This is a genomic window from Serratia liquefaciens ATCC 27592, assembly GCF_000422085.1.
Taxonomy (GTDB): Bacteria; Pseudomonadota; Gammaproteobacteria; order Enterobacterales; family Enterobacteriaceae; genus Serratia; species Serratia liquefaciens.
The window spans coordinates 4,669,362-4,684,838 of the sequence record NC_021741.1; the positions used below are offsets into that span (position 1 = coordinate 4,669,362).

The window sequence follows — 15,477 nt, forward strand, 5'->3', positions numbered from 1 at the left end:
ACCTTCCTGTGCGTTAGCGTTAAATAACGATATTGACCCGGTAATAGACCGAAACACGATCCGGCTTCATTCCATCCGGGTAAGCCAGTGGCCAGCCGACGGTCAGTTGACTGCTGAAATAGCGGCTACGGCTCCCCAGGCCCAGGGCGCCGCCCCACAGCGTCCCCGAGGCATTGGCATCCAGCGCGTCATGGTGCAGATAGCCGCCGTCTACCGCCGCCATGGCGTTAATACTGCCGACGTACGGCAAGGTCACCAGCGCCCGGTTAACTTCATTACGCCAGTAGCCGCCCTTGTCACCGGAAAGATACTGCTCCTTGAAACCACGTACAGAGCTCTCACCACCGATGGTCAGACGTTCGCTGCCGTATAAGCGGTGATTGCTCCACTGGCTGTACAGGCTGGTGAGGTAAGTCCAATCTTGCGCCAGCGGCAGGTAGTAGCTGCCGGAAAGCGAAAGTTTATGAAATTCGGCGCGGGGGGCTTCCTTGATTTTGCCGCTGTCGTTCTCTGCCCCTAGCCACGGCACCCCGCGGCTGTAAGCCGGGTTCAGGGTGGCGAAACCGCCCAACAGCTTTTGGCTGTGGCTAACACCCAGCGTCACGCTGGTCAGTTTGCGGCTGCTGCTTTCCAGCCGGGTGTCATTGAGATAATTGCGATTGATGCGGTGCGTGACCCCCAGCGACAGGCCGGTTTTCATTTCGCCGTCACGGAACAACACCCGCGAAACGCCCAACCGATGGATCTGGCTGTCACCGCTGGAACGCCAGTCAAAGCCCTGGTTGTTGAGGGTAGCCAGGTAGTCGCTGTAGGAATAGTTGTAATCCAGCGTCCAGTAGCCGTAAGGCAAGCTGAGGCCGGCCTGCACGCTGCGCGCATTGTGATCGTTGGCAAAATCGCTGCTACGGGCACCGGCGACAAACCATTGATCCGCCAGCCCCAGCAGGTTATTGCCGGTCAGCGATCCGTTGATCTGACCGGCACCGGTACTTTTTTGCCCGCTGTTGTCGAACCCTGCCCCCAGCGTCAGAGGAAACTCAGGTTTGGCGCTCAGATTGACCACCGAGTAACCCGGCCGGCTACCCGGCAGAATTTCTATCTGTACCGGCTGCTGACGCAGTCGGTTGATCTGTTCCATGCCCTGTTCGATATCACGCAGATTAAGAATATTGCCCTGCAGGCCCGGGAAGACCATTTTCAGCATGCGATCGTCTCGTTGCTCCAGCAGAACGTTCTCCAGCTTGCCCTCCAGCACCAGCAACCGCAGCTCGCCGCGCGACAGATCCTGTTCGGTCAGGAATGCGCGGCTGGTGATATAGCCACGGTTGATATACCAATCGGAGATCTGCTGCACCAGCGTCTGGACTTGGCCCAGATTCAGACATTGCTGCAGATAAGGCTGCGTGAGTTTACGTTGTGCACTGGCGGGCAGATGAGCCGCGCCTTCCAGCCGGATATGGGTGATGCTAAAACAAGGTCCGCCAGCGTTGGCGTTGGGTGTTGCAGGGGTCGGCAAGGCCGGCGTCAGGCTACGTTGCAGCTCCTGCCGCTGCTGCTGGTTTTGCTCCAGCAATTCACGCTGCTGTTGTTGAATGGTGTCACGATCTGCCGGGCTAAGCAGGTTAGCGCCCGCCGCGGAGGAAAAGAAAATGCACAGCAAAGCTGTCGAAAGCCGTTGAGTCACTGAATCCATTCAGAAGATCATCCGTGTGTTTTTTCAGCATTTTAACGACGGAAGGAAGAATGTAACAAGCTGTGAATCATTAGCTGGAGAGGCAATTAGGGCAATCGATACAGAAAGCTCTTAGGGAAAACCGCAGAAAATAGCTTCAAATAGTTAAATCTAATTTATTGATTTACTGAGGCTGGGAAAAACAGTGGATCGCTCTTAATTTAAGCAAAGCCAACTCATTGCCGTTAATGCGATGCAGGCCGCAAAATGGCGTTTGATAGGGGCCGGGATCCGGCCCCAGGAGACGGTTATGCGGTACCGCCAACGGTCAGGGTGTCCAGCTTCAGGGTCGGTTGGCCGACGCCCACCGGCAGGCTTTGCCCCTCTTTGCCACATACACCAACGCCTTTATCCAGCGCCAGATCGTTGCCGACCATTGAAATCTGCTGCATTGCCTCGATACCGGAGCCAATCAGCGTAGCGCCTTTCACCGGTTTGGTGATGCGGCCATTTTCAATCAAATAGGCTTCGGTGGTGGAGAACACGAACTTGCCCGAAGTGATGTCCACCTGACCGCCGCCGAAGTTAGGCGCATACAGGCCGTACTCGACGCTGGCGATGATCTCTTCCGGCGCCGACTTACCCGCCAGCATGTAGGTATTGGTCATGCGCGGCATTGGCAGGTGCGCATAAGACTCGCGGCGGCCGTTACCGGTCGGTGCAACGCCCATCAGGCGCGCATTGAGCTTGTCCTGCATGTAGCCTTTCAGGATGCCGTTCTCAATCAGCACGTTGTACTGACCCGGTACGCCTTCGTCATCGATAGCCAGTGACCCACGACGCCCTTGCAGAGTACCGTCATCCACTACGGTGCAAAGCTCGGAAGCCACCAGTTGGCCCATCTGACCGCTGAACACCGACGTACCGCGACGGTTGAAGTCACCTTCCAGGCCGTGGCCTACCGCCTCATGCAGCAGTACGCCTGGCCAGCCTGCGCCCAACACCACCGGCATATTGCCCGCCGGCGCCGCAACGGCAGACAGGTTGATCAACGCCATGCGCACCGCCTCTTTGGCGTAGGCATCGGCGCGAACGTCACCCTCGACGATTTCCAGGAAATAATCATAGCCAAAACGACCGCCGCCGCCGCTGGAGCCGCGCTCACGCTTGCCGTCTTGTTCCACCAGCACGCTGACGGACAAACGCACCAAGGGGCGCACGTCCGCCGCCAGGGTGCCGTCAGTAGCAGCGACCAGGATCTGCTCATATACGCCGGTGATACTGGCGCTGACTTCCTGTACGCGCTTATCGGTAGCGCGGGCCACCTTATCAACGCGATGCAGCAAGGCGATTTTTTCTTCACGCGGCAGGCTTTGCAGCGGATCAAGCAGCGGGTACAGCGCCTTATGGCTGATTTCGCCCAGGGTATGTACCTGGCCGTTGCCCTTGTCACGTACGATGCTGCGCGCCGCCTGAGCGCTCTGCTGCAAAGCGTTCAGGGTGATCTGATCGGCATAGGCGAAGCCGGTTTTTTCGCCGCTGACGGCGCGCACCCCGACCCCTTGATCGATATTGTAAGAACCATCCTTGATAATGCCGTCTTCAATCACCCATGCTTCATGGTAGCTCGACTGGAAATAGAGATCGGCATAATCGAGGCGGCGTTCTGCCAGTTGCCCCAGGACGGAAAACAGGTCTTGGTGGCTCAACTTATTCGCAGCAAGTAACTGCTCACTGACAAACGTCAGGCTCATAATTTTTTCACTCTTTAATGGAGGAGTTTTTTTCAAACGGCGCCGTCAGCGACATCTGGAATCTGTTGTGTTGCAACACCGGCATCTGCTCACGAATCGTTTTGAGGCCGGTAGTGTCAACCCGCACTTTCAACGCCGAGACCGCATCCGCGTTTTCGGCCAGCACCTTGCCCCAACCGTCTACCGCCAGCGAGTGGCCCCAGGTGCGGCGAGTCGGGCCATGGCTGCCGACCTGCGCCGGCGCCAGGATCACACACTGGTTTTCAATCGCCCTTGCGCGCAGCAGTATTTCCCAGTGCGCTTCACCGGTCACGCGGGTAAAGGCTGCAGGCACGGAAATCAGTTCAGCGCCCTGCGCTCGCAACGCCTGGAACAGCGCCGGGAAGCGCAAATCGTAGCAGATGGTCATGCCAAGCCGACCGACCGGGGTATCCACTACCGTGAGCTGTTGGCCATGTTGATAGGTGTCTGACTCACGATAATGGCCGTGGGAGTCGTTAATGTCCACGTCGAACATGTGCAGCTTGTCGTAACGCGCCCGGATCTCGCCCTGATCGTCAAACAGCAGGCTGCTGGTAGTGATAAGCGCAGGATTTTCGCGGCTGACCAGCGGCATGGAACCGACCAGCAACCACACGCCATAGCGTCGCGCCATTTCACGCACCGCGTTTTGCAACGGCCCGTCGCCCTGTTGCTCCGCATGCTCACGATAGGCCGCAGAGTTGGCGAACAGCAGCGCATTCTCCGGCGTCATTACCAGTTTTACCCCGGCATTGAGCTGCTTAATCTGCTGTTCAATCTGGGCCAGGTTGTCACGCACCCGATCGCCACTGCACAACTGTAACAACGCAACGTTAGCATTTCTCATGACGCCTTATCCTCCTTTGGCTTACGCAACACCTCATTGATCTTCGGCTGATCCAGGCTGCCGCCGATATGGTAACGAATCAGCGAAATCTTGTTCCACAGCGGCCCCAGCACTTTGGACGCGGCAAACACCGCAGCACCGACAATCGGGTTAATCACGAATGCCGTCGCCACGCCGACGGTGGCTGAAATTTCCGGCGCCACCACCGCTTCCATATCAATCTGCCGACGCGCCAGGTCAATTTGCCCGCTCATGGCAATATCCGCTGCCAGCCCGTCAACCAAAAGGTTATCGGTATGCATTATGCCATCTTTCAACCACGAGGTGCTGCGGATGGAGTCAAAGTAGAAGCCTTTGCCGAAGGTATCGCTGAAATCGAACTGTAGCTTGCGTAACAGGGCATCGAAGCTCACCAGACGCAACAGCTGGCCGGCACGACCGCCGCCCATGCTGTCGATTTCGCCCTTGCCCATATTAATTTTCAGCGCGCCACTCAAGGTGTTCAACTGCGGTTTCCACGGCTGGCCGCGCCAGTAGAGATCGAAATCGACGTCATAAGGTGCACCTTTCAGCGGCGTGGTGATGCCAAAGAAAGCCGCAGTTTCATCAATTTTGGCACCCAGCAGTTTACCTTTCAGCGAGCTGCGCTCTTCCTGGGCATTCTGTTTCCATAAACCGCTGGCGGTCATGCGCCCTTTGCCGGTATCGACTAACCCGTGCGTCAGCAGGAGGGTATCCCCCTGATTGGTTAAATCCGCCTCAACCTTGCCGAGGTTCTGCCCCATCACCCAGCACGACTTACAGCGCAGCATCAGCGACGGCCAGTCGCGGAAGGAAACCTTGTCTGCGGCCACCTGCGCAGCTGCGGTCGCCGTCGGAGTGCTCTTAGCGGCGTCAAACTGCGGGTTGTAATAGAGATAATTGATATCGGCGCGCCACGGCCCCCGGTCCGCCACCCGTAAACTGCCATCAACCTCATCGCCCTTGGCGCTGACCAGCGTGGCCCCCAGCTGCTTCTCTGCCGACAGCGTCAACTTATGCCACGCCTGACCGCCTAGCAGCAGCTGTGGCGTTTTTAGTGCGACGGTGGTCGGGAAGTTAAATCCGCCCACCTTGCCCATACCGCCACTTTGTTTCAGCGCCGGTGCCATCAGGCCCAGCCATTTCTCACCGTCCAGCGGCGGCAGGTTCAGCGTCAGCGATTTTCCGTTCGGTAACGGTGGGGTTCCACTACCAGCGGTTTGCCAGGCCGCCCGTGCCAGCGTGACCTGCTGTTTGGCGAAGGTCCATTCGCTGTTGAATTTGTTTTGTTTGCCAGCACTGCCGGTCAGCATGAATCCATTCAGGCCACCTTTCACTTTTACGCTCAGCGGCAATGGCTCACCCGCCGGTTTATCTAATGGCGAAGGTAAGTGACTACTTACTTTCTTAAGGTCCGCATCAACGCCAATGTCATAGCTGGCCGCGCCCTGATGAGGCAAGACAATAGCCACTTGGCCTTGCCAAGGGGCGCTGCCGCTCAGTGCATCGCTCACTTCCTGCGGGATGCCAGGGAATTTGCCCGGCTGCCAGTCAGCTTTCAGGCCAACGTTGACCTTGTAATCGTTTTTCCCTTCCTGAGTGTTGAAATCCACCGCCACCGGCTGTCCAAACCAATTGGCAGACAGGGTATCGCTGCTCAGGTTGCCGTTATCAAAACGGAACTTGCCGCTGACCTTTTGCAGCTCACTGTCGATAGGCTTCACCAACAGTGAGTTATTGTTCAGTGCAACTTCACCGGTGGCGCGCACCAGCTCGCCGTTCAAGGGAATATCGAGGTGTAAGCGCCCACTGACATTACCACCAATCTGCAGTTCGTCCAGGGCCGAGCCCAATGAATCGTGCAGCGGAGTCTGTTTGAAATAGTCATGGATCTCCCCCCCCTGGCCCGCGACCTCGGCATCCACCAACAAACGCTCTTTCAGGTAGTCCGGAATGACGGCACTGACATTTTTGCCATCGACTTTACCCAATTTGGTTTGCGGAGCATTCATCCACAGCCCCTCATTGGCGAAGTCGAGATCGATAGCCAGATCGGTCAACGCCGGCCAATCCGGTTGGAACTGGAAGGTGGAATGACGCAGCGGGACAAACACCTCAAACTGACCTTCGTTTTTGCGGTACGGGAAATGCTGCGGATCGCCGTTGTAGATCAGCGTGGCGTTATCCACCTGCCCACCCTGGATGGCGCCGCTGAGGTAATCCACCAGATGCTTGCCCATCAGGGGCTCAGGGAAGTAGCGCCAGGCGTCCGCGCCATCGTACAGACGGATACCTGCCAGAATATTCAGCCACGGGTCGCCTTTGGCCGGCTGCTGATAGCGGAAGTCACCGTTAACCCACAGCGATTTGGCTTTCACATCCAGGTTTTGGCTCGCCAGTTCCCAGCCCTGGTCATTGTTCTGCCAGGTCAGAGCCCCCCGCGCGCTGCTGATTTCCAGAGGTGCCTGGAACATATCGCCATACGGCAAGGTGCTGTTATTGAGATCAAGCTGCAGACGACCATTTTCCACACCGCCACTCAGTGCGCCGGAGAAGTGATTCACGCCGGGCAACAGTTTCCAGTGCTGCCAGCTGACGTCCTGCCAGAGGGCCTGGAAACGCGTTTTTTCCGGTTGTTTCAGCGGGATATCCAACGCCAGCGCGTTGACCTTGCCTTGCGGCTGCAGATCGTTCCAGCGATCCAACACGTCCGGGCTGAGGAAAGAGAAGGTCGGCAGTAGCGCGGCCAGGCGCTCAAGCTGAATGTCAGTGGCGCGCACGCGAAGCTCTTCGGTTTGCCCTGGGCCCAGGAACTCGGTGTTTTCCGGCAACCACAGCGCAGACAGCTTACCCTGTGGCCAGGCCTGACCGTCGGTGGCCAGGTTCAACTGCGGAACGTCCACCTGCCAGCCGGTACCCTGACGGCTGAGCGTCAGCGCCAGGTTGTCCACGTCGAGCCGATGAGCTTGAGTCCCCACGTTCCAGTTGGCCGCCCCCTGTTTCAGTAATGCACTGCCGGTGGCGATTTCACCATTTTGGATCTGCAGCCAGGCCGCCAGACTGAAGTCTGCGCTTTCCAGCCCGGTATTGGCACGCAGCCAACGGGTGAACCAGGGCTTCATATCGATATTGTCGGCCTGCATATAGACAGTGCCGGTATTCAATAGCCCTTGGTTATCACGCAGATCCATGCGCAGTTGCACCACGCCATGCTGTCCGTTCAGCGTCGACAGGCTGATCTGCCCTTCTGCCCGGTGACGATCGCGGCCGTTCAGCCAGGTCAACTGCGGGATTTCGAATTCGGCACGCGCGCCGGCGGGCGTCAGGAATGAGATGCGGCTGTCGCGCAGGTCGAAATGATCCAGCTGATGCAGCAGCAAATCGGTGATTTTACCCGGTTCGATGGTGCTACCCTGGTGCTCATCGCCGCCCAGAGTGGTGTTAAGATCGAACTGGAGTTGGTGAAAGGTAAGATCGCGGAACTGCCAGCGTAAATGCAGCAGCGATTGCCACACGTCCAGCGCCAAGGTCACGCGTTCAATCTTCAGATTGCTTTTGGGCAGCGTGGCGCGCACGTTGCGCATTTCAAGCTGTGGGCCAAAAGTTTCCCAACTGCCCTGGATGAAATCGACCTGTACGGGCACGCCGGAGAGGCTTTCAACCTTTGCCAGCAATTGAGGGCGATAGTTGTTCAGTTCAGGCAGCGCCAGACGCAGCCCGCTGATCAGCAACGCCACGATGACAATCAGAGTGGCGCCTGTAGCTAACAAAATCCCAGGCAGTCGCCTCACGCAGTTCTCCTTGCTTCCGCTGCCTGGCAACGGGAATATCTATGCACGATGGGGCTCAGTATGCTGAGCCCCACTCATGTCTGACTTTAGCCACCAACGGGCGAACTACATCATGACAACGTCAAATTGTTCCTGGCTGTATAAAGGTTCGATTTGTACCTTCACCTGCTTGCCCACAAAGATTTCCACTTCGGCCAGCGCATGGGACTCTTCGCTTTTCAGCGCCTCACCCACCGCCGCAGAGGCGTAAACCAGGAAACGATCTGAATCATAAGCATGGTGCACGCGCACAATTTCACGCAAAATTTCGTAGCACACGGTTTCCACTGTTTTCACCGTGCCGCGTCCCTGACAGGTAGGACAATCGTTACACAGCACATGTTCAATGCTTTCCCGTGTACGTTTACGCGTCATTTCCACTAAGCCTAGCTGAGAGAAGCCGTTGATCGTGGTTTTTACCCGATCTTTACTCAGCGCCAGCTCCAACGAATGCAACACCCGGCGACGGTGCTCCTCATTGTTCATGTCAATGAAGTCAATGATGATAATGCCGCCCAAGTTGCGCAGCCGCAGTTGGCGGGCAATGGCCTGGGTCGCTTCGATATTGGTGTTGAAGATGGTTTCGTCGAGATTGCGGTGGCCGACAAAGGCGCCGGTATTGATATCCACGGTCGTCATCGCCTCGGTCTGATCGATGATCAGATAACCGCCGGACTTCAGCTCGACCTTGCGCTCCAGCGCACGCTGTATCTCGTTTTCGACGTCGTACAGATCGAAGATTGGCTGGCTGCCGGTGTACAGCTCCAGCTTGGCGGTGATATCCGGGATGTACTCACCGGTAAACTCCACCAGCAGGTCGTGGGTCAGGCGGGAATCCACGCGGATCCGGTCCAGCGCCGCGCCGGCGAAGTCACGCAAAATGCGCTGCGCCAACGCCAGCTCACCGTATAATTTGTATTTTGTCTGGTTGCGTTTTTTACGCTCCATCACCTTGGTCCACAGGCGTTTGAGGAAAGCGGCGTCCTGCGCCAACTCTTCTTCGCCAATGCCTTCAGCCGCGGTGCGGATGATAAAGCCGCCCAGCTCATCACAGTAACCGGCCACCGCTTTTTTCAGGCGATCGCGCTCGGCTTCACTTTCTATACGCTGCGAAACGCCAACGTGCGCCGCCCCCGGCATAAACACCAGGTAACGCGAAGGCAAAGTGATATCGGTGGTCAGGCGTGCGCCCTTGGTGCCGAGAGGATCTTTCACCACCTGGACCATCAGATCCTGCCCCTGGCGCACCAGTTCGGCAATGTCACGCACGTGGAAATTTTTCTGCTCATCGCCGGCGACACATTCCGTGTGCGGCATGATATCGGAAGCGTGCAGGAAGGCCGCTTTATCCAGGCCGATATCGACGAATGCCGCCTGCATGCCCGGCAACACGCGGCTTACGCGCCCTTTATAAATATTGCCGACGATGCCGCGCTTGGATTCGCGTTCGATATGGATCTCTTGCAGGATGCCGCCATCAATATAGGCAACCCGCGTTTCAGACGGTGTGATATTAACCAGTAGCTCAGCTGTCATGCCTTCTCCTCAGAGCCGGTCGATAATGGCAGCGCCCATCAACCGGTTCTTACATCACGTAATGCGACAAAATTACTGAGCAGCTCATGTGTTTCGACTAACGGCAGGCCCATCACCGCATGATAACTCCCGGTTATCGTTCTGACGAAACAACCACCCTTTCCTTGAATTCCGTAGGCGCCCGCTTTATCCATCGGCTCGCCCGTAGCAATATAGTCGCAGATATCCTGCTGTGACAGGTTGCGGAATGTCACGTCCGTCACCACCAGTTGGCACAGAACGTCATGGCGATCGGCGATCGCCACCGCAGTCATCACTTGATGCTGTTTACCCGACAGCGCCGCCAGCATTTGTGCCGCGTGCGTCTCGTCCTGAGGTTTTTCCAACACCCGGCCATTGAGCACCACAATGGTATCGGCACCCAGCACCGGCCACGCCTGCGGTGCCAGCGCCACGCCGGCTTTGGCCTTATCCTGCGCCAGACGGCGCACATAGGCTTCCGCGGATTCCCCTTCCTGCCGCTGCTCTTCGGTATCCGTCAGGATAACTTCAAAGGGGACGCCCAACAGGGTCAGTAATTCATGTCGACGGGGAGAGCCGGAGGCCAGATAAAGCGAAGTCATTGTTATACCCTTACTGAACGGCGAACTGACGGCGAATTTTTCGCATCAACAGGAACAACCATGGCCAAAGGATGCCGTTTACCACACTACTCCAGAACACCTCTGGGCGGAAAGAAACGTTGATCACTAAAAACTCGGCCCAGAACACCACAACGTCCATCGCCAGTGACAGCAGCACGACGATCAGCGCCTGTTGCCAGAGCGCCATATTGCGGAACAGTTGGAATTTGAACGCCACAAGATAGGCAATAATACCTAACGCCAGCGCGCGTACGCCCAGCGTGGAACCGAGGATCAGATCCATAATCAGCCCCAGCACGAAGCCGGTGCCGACGTTAACCCGATGAGGCAGCGCCATCACCCAGTAGATCAGGATCAAAGCCAGCCAGGAGGGACGGAACATGTAGATCTGTTCCGGCCACGGCATGATTTGCAGCACCAGCGCCACCAGGAATGACAGCCAGATTATCCAGCGCCCGTTGCTGCGGTAACGATTCATTGCGTGACTCCCGCAGCAGGAGCGGCGGTTTGTACCGCGGCCCCGGTTGCCGGAGCAGGCAGAGGCAGTTGCGGCCCCACCGCATCAGCCGGCGGCAGAACCTGCGGCATCATCTGCATCAGACGCTCATTGGCAACGCGATGAACTTCATCGGGCGGCAACGGCATGTCGCCGTTACGATCGGCCCCCCACAGCAGCAGCAGATAGCGCAAGCGCTGTAACCCTGCGGTTGGTCGAGCCTGAATCACGGTATAGGCGCGCTGATTATCCACTTTGACCGAGGACACCACCGCCACCGGATAGCCTTCAGGGAAGCGACCACCAAGGCCGGATGTGACCAGCACATCACCCACGCGGATATCGGTATTGTTCGGCAGATGTTCAAGCTGTAAATCGTCGGCACAACCGCTGCCTGCGGCGATCACCCGGATATCGTTGCGCAGCACCTGAATTGGCAGCGCATGTGAAGCATCGCAGATCAGCAACACGCGGCTGGTGACTTTAGCCACCGCCACCACCTGGCCCACTACGCCTTTATCACTGATGACCGGCTGGCCTTCATAAACGCCGTTATCCGATCCTTTGTCGATCACTACCTGATCGCTGTAAGGATCCGAGCCGGTCGAGATCACCTGGGTGACCATTTTGTGTTCGTCCTGGCGCAGCGGCGAGCCTAACAGCTCACGCAAGCGGGCGTTTTCCTGCTTGAATTGGCCAAGAAGAAGAATATCGCTGTTTTTCAGCAGCAGTTCCTGCCGCAGAGCCCGGTTTTCCAGCTCCAGCTGTTGGCGGGTAGCCAGCGTTTCTGAAACGCTGTCCAAAACTTTACGTGGCCCATTGGCCAAAAAATAGAAAGGGCTGACGGCCGTGTCCATGTAGTTACGTATTTTCACGAACGTACCGAGACGGCTATCGGCAACGATCAGGCCAATGGCCACGATCACCGCCAAAAAAAGTCGTAGTTGCAGGGAAGGCCCCCTGCTAAAAATCGGCTTCATAAATTATGCGTGTTCCTCGACAACAGAAAGAGGAACCGTACCTGATTTTCGCTTTGCGCATTCACCCGATACGATTCCTCCTTCTTGGGGCTGACTATTCTTCGCTGAACAAATCGCCGCCATGCATGTCGATCATTTCCAACGCCTTGCCACCGCCGCGGGCTACACAGGTCAGCGGATCTTCTGCCACGACCACCGGAATGCCGGTTTCTTCCATCAGCAGGCGATCCAGGTTGCGCAGCAATGCGCCACCGCCGGTCAACACCATGCCGCGTTCGGAAATGTCTGAAGCCAGCTCTGGCGGACACTGCTCCAGCGCCACCATCACCGCACTGACGATGCCGGTCAACGGCTCCTGCAGCGCTTCAAGGATTTCATTGGAATTCAGGGTAAAGCCACGTGGCACGCCCTCAGCCAGGTTACGGCCGCGAACTTCGATTTCATGCACTTCATCGCCCGGATAAGCGGAACCGATGCCATGCTTGATACGTTCGGCAGTCGCTTCACCGATCAGTGAGCCGTAGTTACGACGCACGTAATTAATGATAGCTTCGTCGAAACGGTCACCACCGATACGTACAGAAGAAGAGTAGACCACACCGTTCAGTGAGATCACGGCCACTTCAGTGGTACCGCCACCGATATCCACCACCATGGAACCTGTCGCTTCAGAAACCGGCAGGCCGGCACCGATTGCGGCAGCCATAGGTTCTTCAATCAGAAACACCTCACGCGCACCGGCCCCTTGGGCAGATTCGCGGATGGCGCGGCGCTCAACTTGAGTTGCGCCAACCGGCACACACACCAGCACGCGCGGGCTTGGCCGCATGAAGCTGTTGCTGTGAACCTGTTTAATAAAGTGCTGCAGCATTTTTTCGGTCACGAAGAAATCGGCGATCACGCCGTCTTTCATCGGACGAATAGCCGCGATGTTGCCGGGCGTACGCCCCAGCATTTGTTTAGCCTCATGACCCACGGCCGCAACGCTCTTGGGTGAACCGGCACGATCCTGGCGAATGGCAACCACCGACGGTTCGTTCAGTACAATGCCTTGCCCTTTAACATAAATCAGGGTATTGGCGGTACCCAAGTCGATGGACAAGTCATTGGAAAACATGCCACGAAATTTCTTAAACATAACTAAAGGATAATCCTGCAAGCTGGGGGCGGAAAATAAAATCCGCCTACTTTACCAACCACACGAAGCAGCGACAAGGCGCAAAAACGTTCTACTTCGGTGAAAAATAGTCTGTATTGTTTCTGCTCGAATGCACGGAAATTGGATGAGGCCTGAATTCCCTGAACAAAGGCTCAGTTTACCACCCTGTCAGCGCACGAAACGGCGTAACACAGCTCATAAAATCTAACATATTCCCTGATTGCCGCTGGTGGTAAGCACCTACCAACGTTCAACAGAAAAGGACTGACAAGAGCCTATATCAAATAGGCGTCATTGTCGCAGGCAGTTTGGGGGTTATCCCAAAATGACAGAGAAAAAAGCCCAGATGAATTGGCGCTCATTCTACGTTAATTTTTGTTCGGTATTCAGGTTAAACACGATAACGACGCGAATATTTTTTACGCCCGACGTCTATCGGTTCCGGCGACGCGAAAAAGTCGCCCTGTCCACCGAGGATCCCCCGCTCTTTCAGCGTCTGCCACTCATTACGCGTCCGCACGCTGGCGGCGAAAACCTGAGTGCTGGTGCCTTCACAGGCGCCGGTCAGGCTTTGAACGAACAGCTGATTTTCATCACGCTTATCAATACTCCGCACCAGACCCGGATGGAGCTTAACCAACTCCACCGGTAAGGACTTGATATAGGAGGTACTTACCACGGTTAACCCGGCCTGGGACACCGCCAGACGACAGCCCAGCCCTGACAGTAACTTCAGTACCGGACGTAAACGGTCGATATGTTGACACACGTCTGCCTCTGCAAGTTCAATCAGAATTCGCCGACGATGACTTTTTTCACACTGTAACAGGCTATCACGCAGCCAACGCTGGAAACTACGCTGCAACAGTGAGTCTACGCTCAGCGTAAAGGCCAATGTCTCTTCGGGCCACAGCGTCAGTAAAGGAAGAATACGGCTCAGATGTTGACGATCGTAGCTTTCCGCCAGCCCTAACTGCCGCACCAGAGGCATATACTCCGATGGCAGCAGTTCCTGGGTGCCATCGTAGATCCGGCTCATGATCTCACGGTGATGCACTTCCCCTTCTACCGTCACCGCCGGTTTCTGATACAAACGCGGGCCTCCCCGCGCCAGCACCTGTTCCAGCAGGGTGCGCCACTTGACGCTGCCGCGCCCTTTTTCCGGCACCTGGCTGTCATAAACATACCAGCCGTTTTCGCCTTGCAACGTAGCATGGCGCGTTGCCTGCTCCGCGTAATCGATCACCTGTTCGGTGGTTTGTCCGCTGCGGTACGCCACGATGCCAATGTGCAGGAATGCTTCACGATCGATAAGCGCCGTTGAAGGCAAGGCGTCAATCGCGTGGACCAGCTGTGAAGCAATGCCGTCCGCCTCTTTCAGCGTACGGTGCGGCAGCAGGACGGTGAAGTCGCTGTGGAAATAACGCGCCAGCAGCGCCGCCGGATAACGCATCACGAAGGTCGACAACAGATTGACCAGCGAGTACATCAGTTCCTGCACCGCGCCGTTGCCGTGAATTTCCCGCAGCGTGTCAAAATCGGGCAGTCGCACCATCATCACAATACCGTGCGAGCCCTCTTCTTCCAGTTGAGTGGTCAGTTGGTTGTCGAAGAACAAGCGGTTGTTGAGGCCGGTTTTCGCGTCCTGAGCGGCAAAGGCGCGGATCAAGGTATCGACCCGGCTGCGCTCCTCGCGCGCTTCCGCTAAATCCGCCAGTAAACGATCTAACGCGCCGCTTACGTTTGCTGGCCATTCGCGCATATCGCCCTGCATCACGCTCTCTCTTTCACCGTTAAGAATGCGCCGTGCGCGGCGTTCCAGCCGATCCTCTCCGTCGGCCTGATCGCGCAGCCAGCGCAGGCTAAACAGCAAGATCACCACCATCACAACGATCGAAAGCGTCACGGCGGCGGTAGATTGCAACGAGCGTACGTCGCTGGCGAAGGGATCAACATAAGTGATATGCAGTGAAGCGCCGGGATGCTGCATCAACGGCAGAGCCACCTGCCGGTAGCCATTAAGCGATTCCCAGGGCAGCTTCAGCGTCTGCAATTTATAAGAGAGGAGATTGCTGTGGCTGGTATCCACGCTGACCGCCACAATGCCCAGGGGGCGCATTACCAGCGGCAACCAGCGTTTCTGTTCCTCTGGGGACTCATGCAGCATCGCCTGATCGAGCGAGGTCATCAGCGACTCGAAGCGGCGTTCCAGACGATCCTGAGTGACGTAAAAGAAGCTGTATGAGCAGCCCATCAGCATCAAAAACATCGCCAAAGCAACAAGCAAAGTGATCAATGCAGAGAGTTTGGTGGTGAATCGCATCCCTGTGCCTTGTCCGATATGGTTACGTGAGTTTTCACCTTTGCAAGTATAAAGGCCCCGAATCCGCTCAAATGAATCCAACACAATACCCTGATTTTTTTAATTAATAACGAGCCTCGCTCTGGCGAGACCCGTTGGCGGTGCACACAATCCAAGCTACCAAGCCTCGGCAACGAAGAAAACCTTCAATCGCC

At 56.6% G+C, this 15,477-nt stretch carries 10 protein-coding genes; all 10 read right to left on the bottom strand.

From position 1 onward, the window contains the following. Nucleotides 1-19: 19 nt before the first annotated feature. Nucleotides 20-1,693: a ShlB/FhaC/HecB family hemolysin secretion/activation protein gene (locus M495_RS21745; protein ID WP_020832062.1), complete on the bottom strand. Its 1,674-nt coding sequence runs from the start codon at nucleotides 1,691-1,693 to the stop codon at nucleotides 20-22. 287 nt (nucleotides 1,694-1,980) lie between these two features. Then, complete coding sequence (gene tldD / locus M495_RS21750; RefSeq protein WP_020832063.1) at nucleotides 1,981-3,426, bottom strand: metalloprotease TldD; 1,446 nt, start codon at nucleotides 3,424-3,426, stop codon at nucleotides 1,981-1,983. Between the two features lie 7 nt (nucleotides 3,427-3,433). Next, a complete protein-coding gene (nit1, locus tag M495_RS21755) occupies nucleotides 3,434-4,294 on the bottom strand; it encodes a deaminated glutathione amidase (protein ID WP_020832065.1) in 861 nt (286 codons plus the stop codon). Further along, the gene (gene yhdP / locus M495_RS21760) at nucleotides 4,291-8,106 is read right to left on the bottom strand and encodes an AsmA2 domain-containing protein YhdP (protein WP_041415025.1); all 3,816 of its coding nucleotides are present in this window, start codon (nucleotides 8,104-8,106) and stop codon (nucleotides 4,291-4,293) included. Before yhdP ends, nit1 begins: the two co-directional genes overlap by 4 nt. A 105-nt stretch (nucleotides 8,107-8,211) precedes the next feature. Then, on the bottom strand, nucleotides 8,212-9,681 hold the full coding sequence (gene rng, locus M495_RS21765; RefSeq protein ID WP_020832068.1) for a ribonuclease G: 1,470 nt from the start codon (nucleotides 9,679-9,681) through the stop codon (nucleotides 8,212-8,214). A gap of 38 nt (nucleotides 9,682-9,719) precedes the next feature. Next, the gene (locus tag M495_RS21770) at nucleotides 9,720-10,304 is read right to left on the bottom strand and encodes a Maf family protein (RefSeq protein WP_020832069.1); all 585 of its coding nucleotides are present in this window, start codon (nucleotides 10,302-10,304) and stop codon (nucleotides 9,720-9,722) included. A 10-nt stretch (nucleotides 10,305-10,314) separates the two neighbouring features. Then, the gene (gene mreD, locus M495_RS21775) at nucleotides 10,315-10,803 is read right to left on the bottom strand and encodes a rod shape-determining protein MreD (RefSeq protein WP_012147104.1); all 489 of its coding nucleotides are present in this window, start codon (nucleotides 10,801-10,803) and stop codon (nucleotides 10,315-10,317) included. After that, entirely contained in the window at nucleotides 10,800-11,801 is a 1,002-nt protein-coding gene (gene mreC / locus M495_RS21780) for a rod shape-determining protein MreC (protein ID WP_041415027.1), read from the bottom strand. Before mreC ends, mreD begins: the two co-directional genes overlap by 4 nt. A gap of 94 nt (nucleotides 11,802-11,895) precedes the next feature. Then, nucleotides 11,896-12,939: a rod shape-determining protein MreB gene (gene mreB, locus M495_RS21785; protein ID WP_012147106.1), complete on the bottom strand. Its 1,044-nt coding sequence runs from the start codon at nucleotides 12,937-12,939 to the stop codon at nucleotides 11,896-11,898. Nucleotides 12,940-13,351: 412 nt separating this feature from the next. Next, complete coding sequence (gene csrD, locus M495_RS21790; RefSeq protein ID WP_020832072.1) at nucleotides 13,352-15,283, bottom strand: RNase E specificity factor CsrD; 1,932 nt, start codon at nucleotides 15,281-15,283, stop codon at nucleotides 13,352-13,354. Nucleotides 15,284-15,477: the final 194 nt, after the last annotated feature.

Bases quoted from the DNA above. Each gene is read 5' to 3' on its own strand.
- M495_RS21745 (WP_020832062.1), bottom strand. From the start codon at position 1,693: ATGGATTCAGTGACTCAACGGCTTTCGACAGCTTTGCTGTGCATTTTC.
- tldD (WP_020832063.1), bottom strand. From the start codon at position 3,426: ATGAGCCTGACGTTTGTCAGTGAGCAGTTACTTGCTGCGAATAAGTTG.
- nit1 (WP_020832065.1), bottom strand. From the start codon at position 4,294: ATGAGAAATGCTAACGTTGCGTTGTTACAGTTGTGCAGTGGCGATCGG.
- rng (WP_020832068.1), bottom strand. From the start codon at position 9,681: ATGACAGCTGAGCTACTGGTTAATATCACACCGTCTGAAACGCGGGTT.
- M495_RS21770 (WP_020832069.1), bottom strand. From the start codon at position 10,304: ATGACTTCGCTTTATCTGGCCTCCGGCTCTCCCCGTCGACATGAATTA.
- mreD (WP_012147104.1), bottom strand. From the start codon at position 10,803: ATGAATCGTTACCGCAGCAACGGGCGCTGGATAATCTGGCTGTCATTC.
- mreC (WP_041415027.1), bottom strand. From the start codon at position 11,801: ATGAAGCCGATTTTTAGCAGGGGGCCTTCCCTGCAACTACGACTTTTT.
- mreB (WP_012147106.1), bottom strand. From the start codon at position 12,939: ATGTTTAAGAAATTTCGTGGCATGTTTTCCAATGACTTGTCCATCGAC.
- csrD (WP_020832072.1), bottom strand. From the start codon at position 15,283: ATGCGATTCACCACCAAACTCTCTGCATTGATCACTTTGCTTGTTGCT.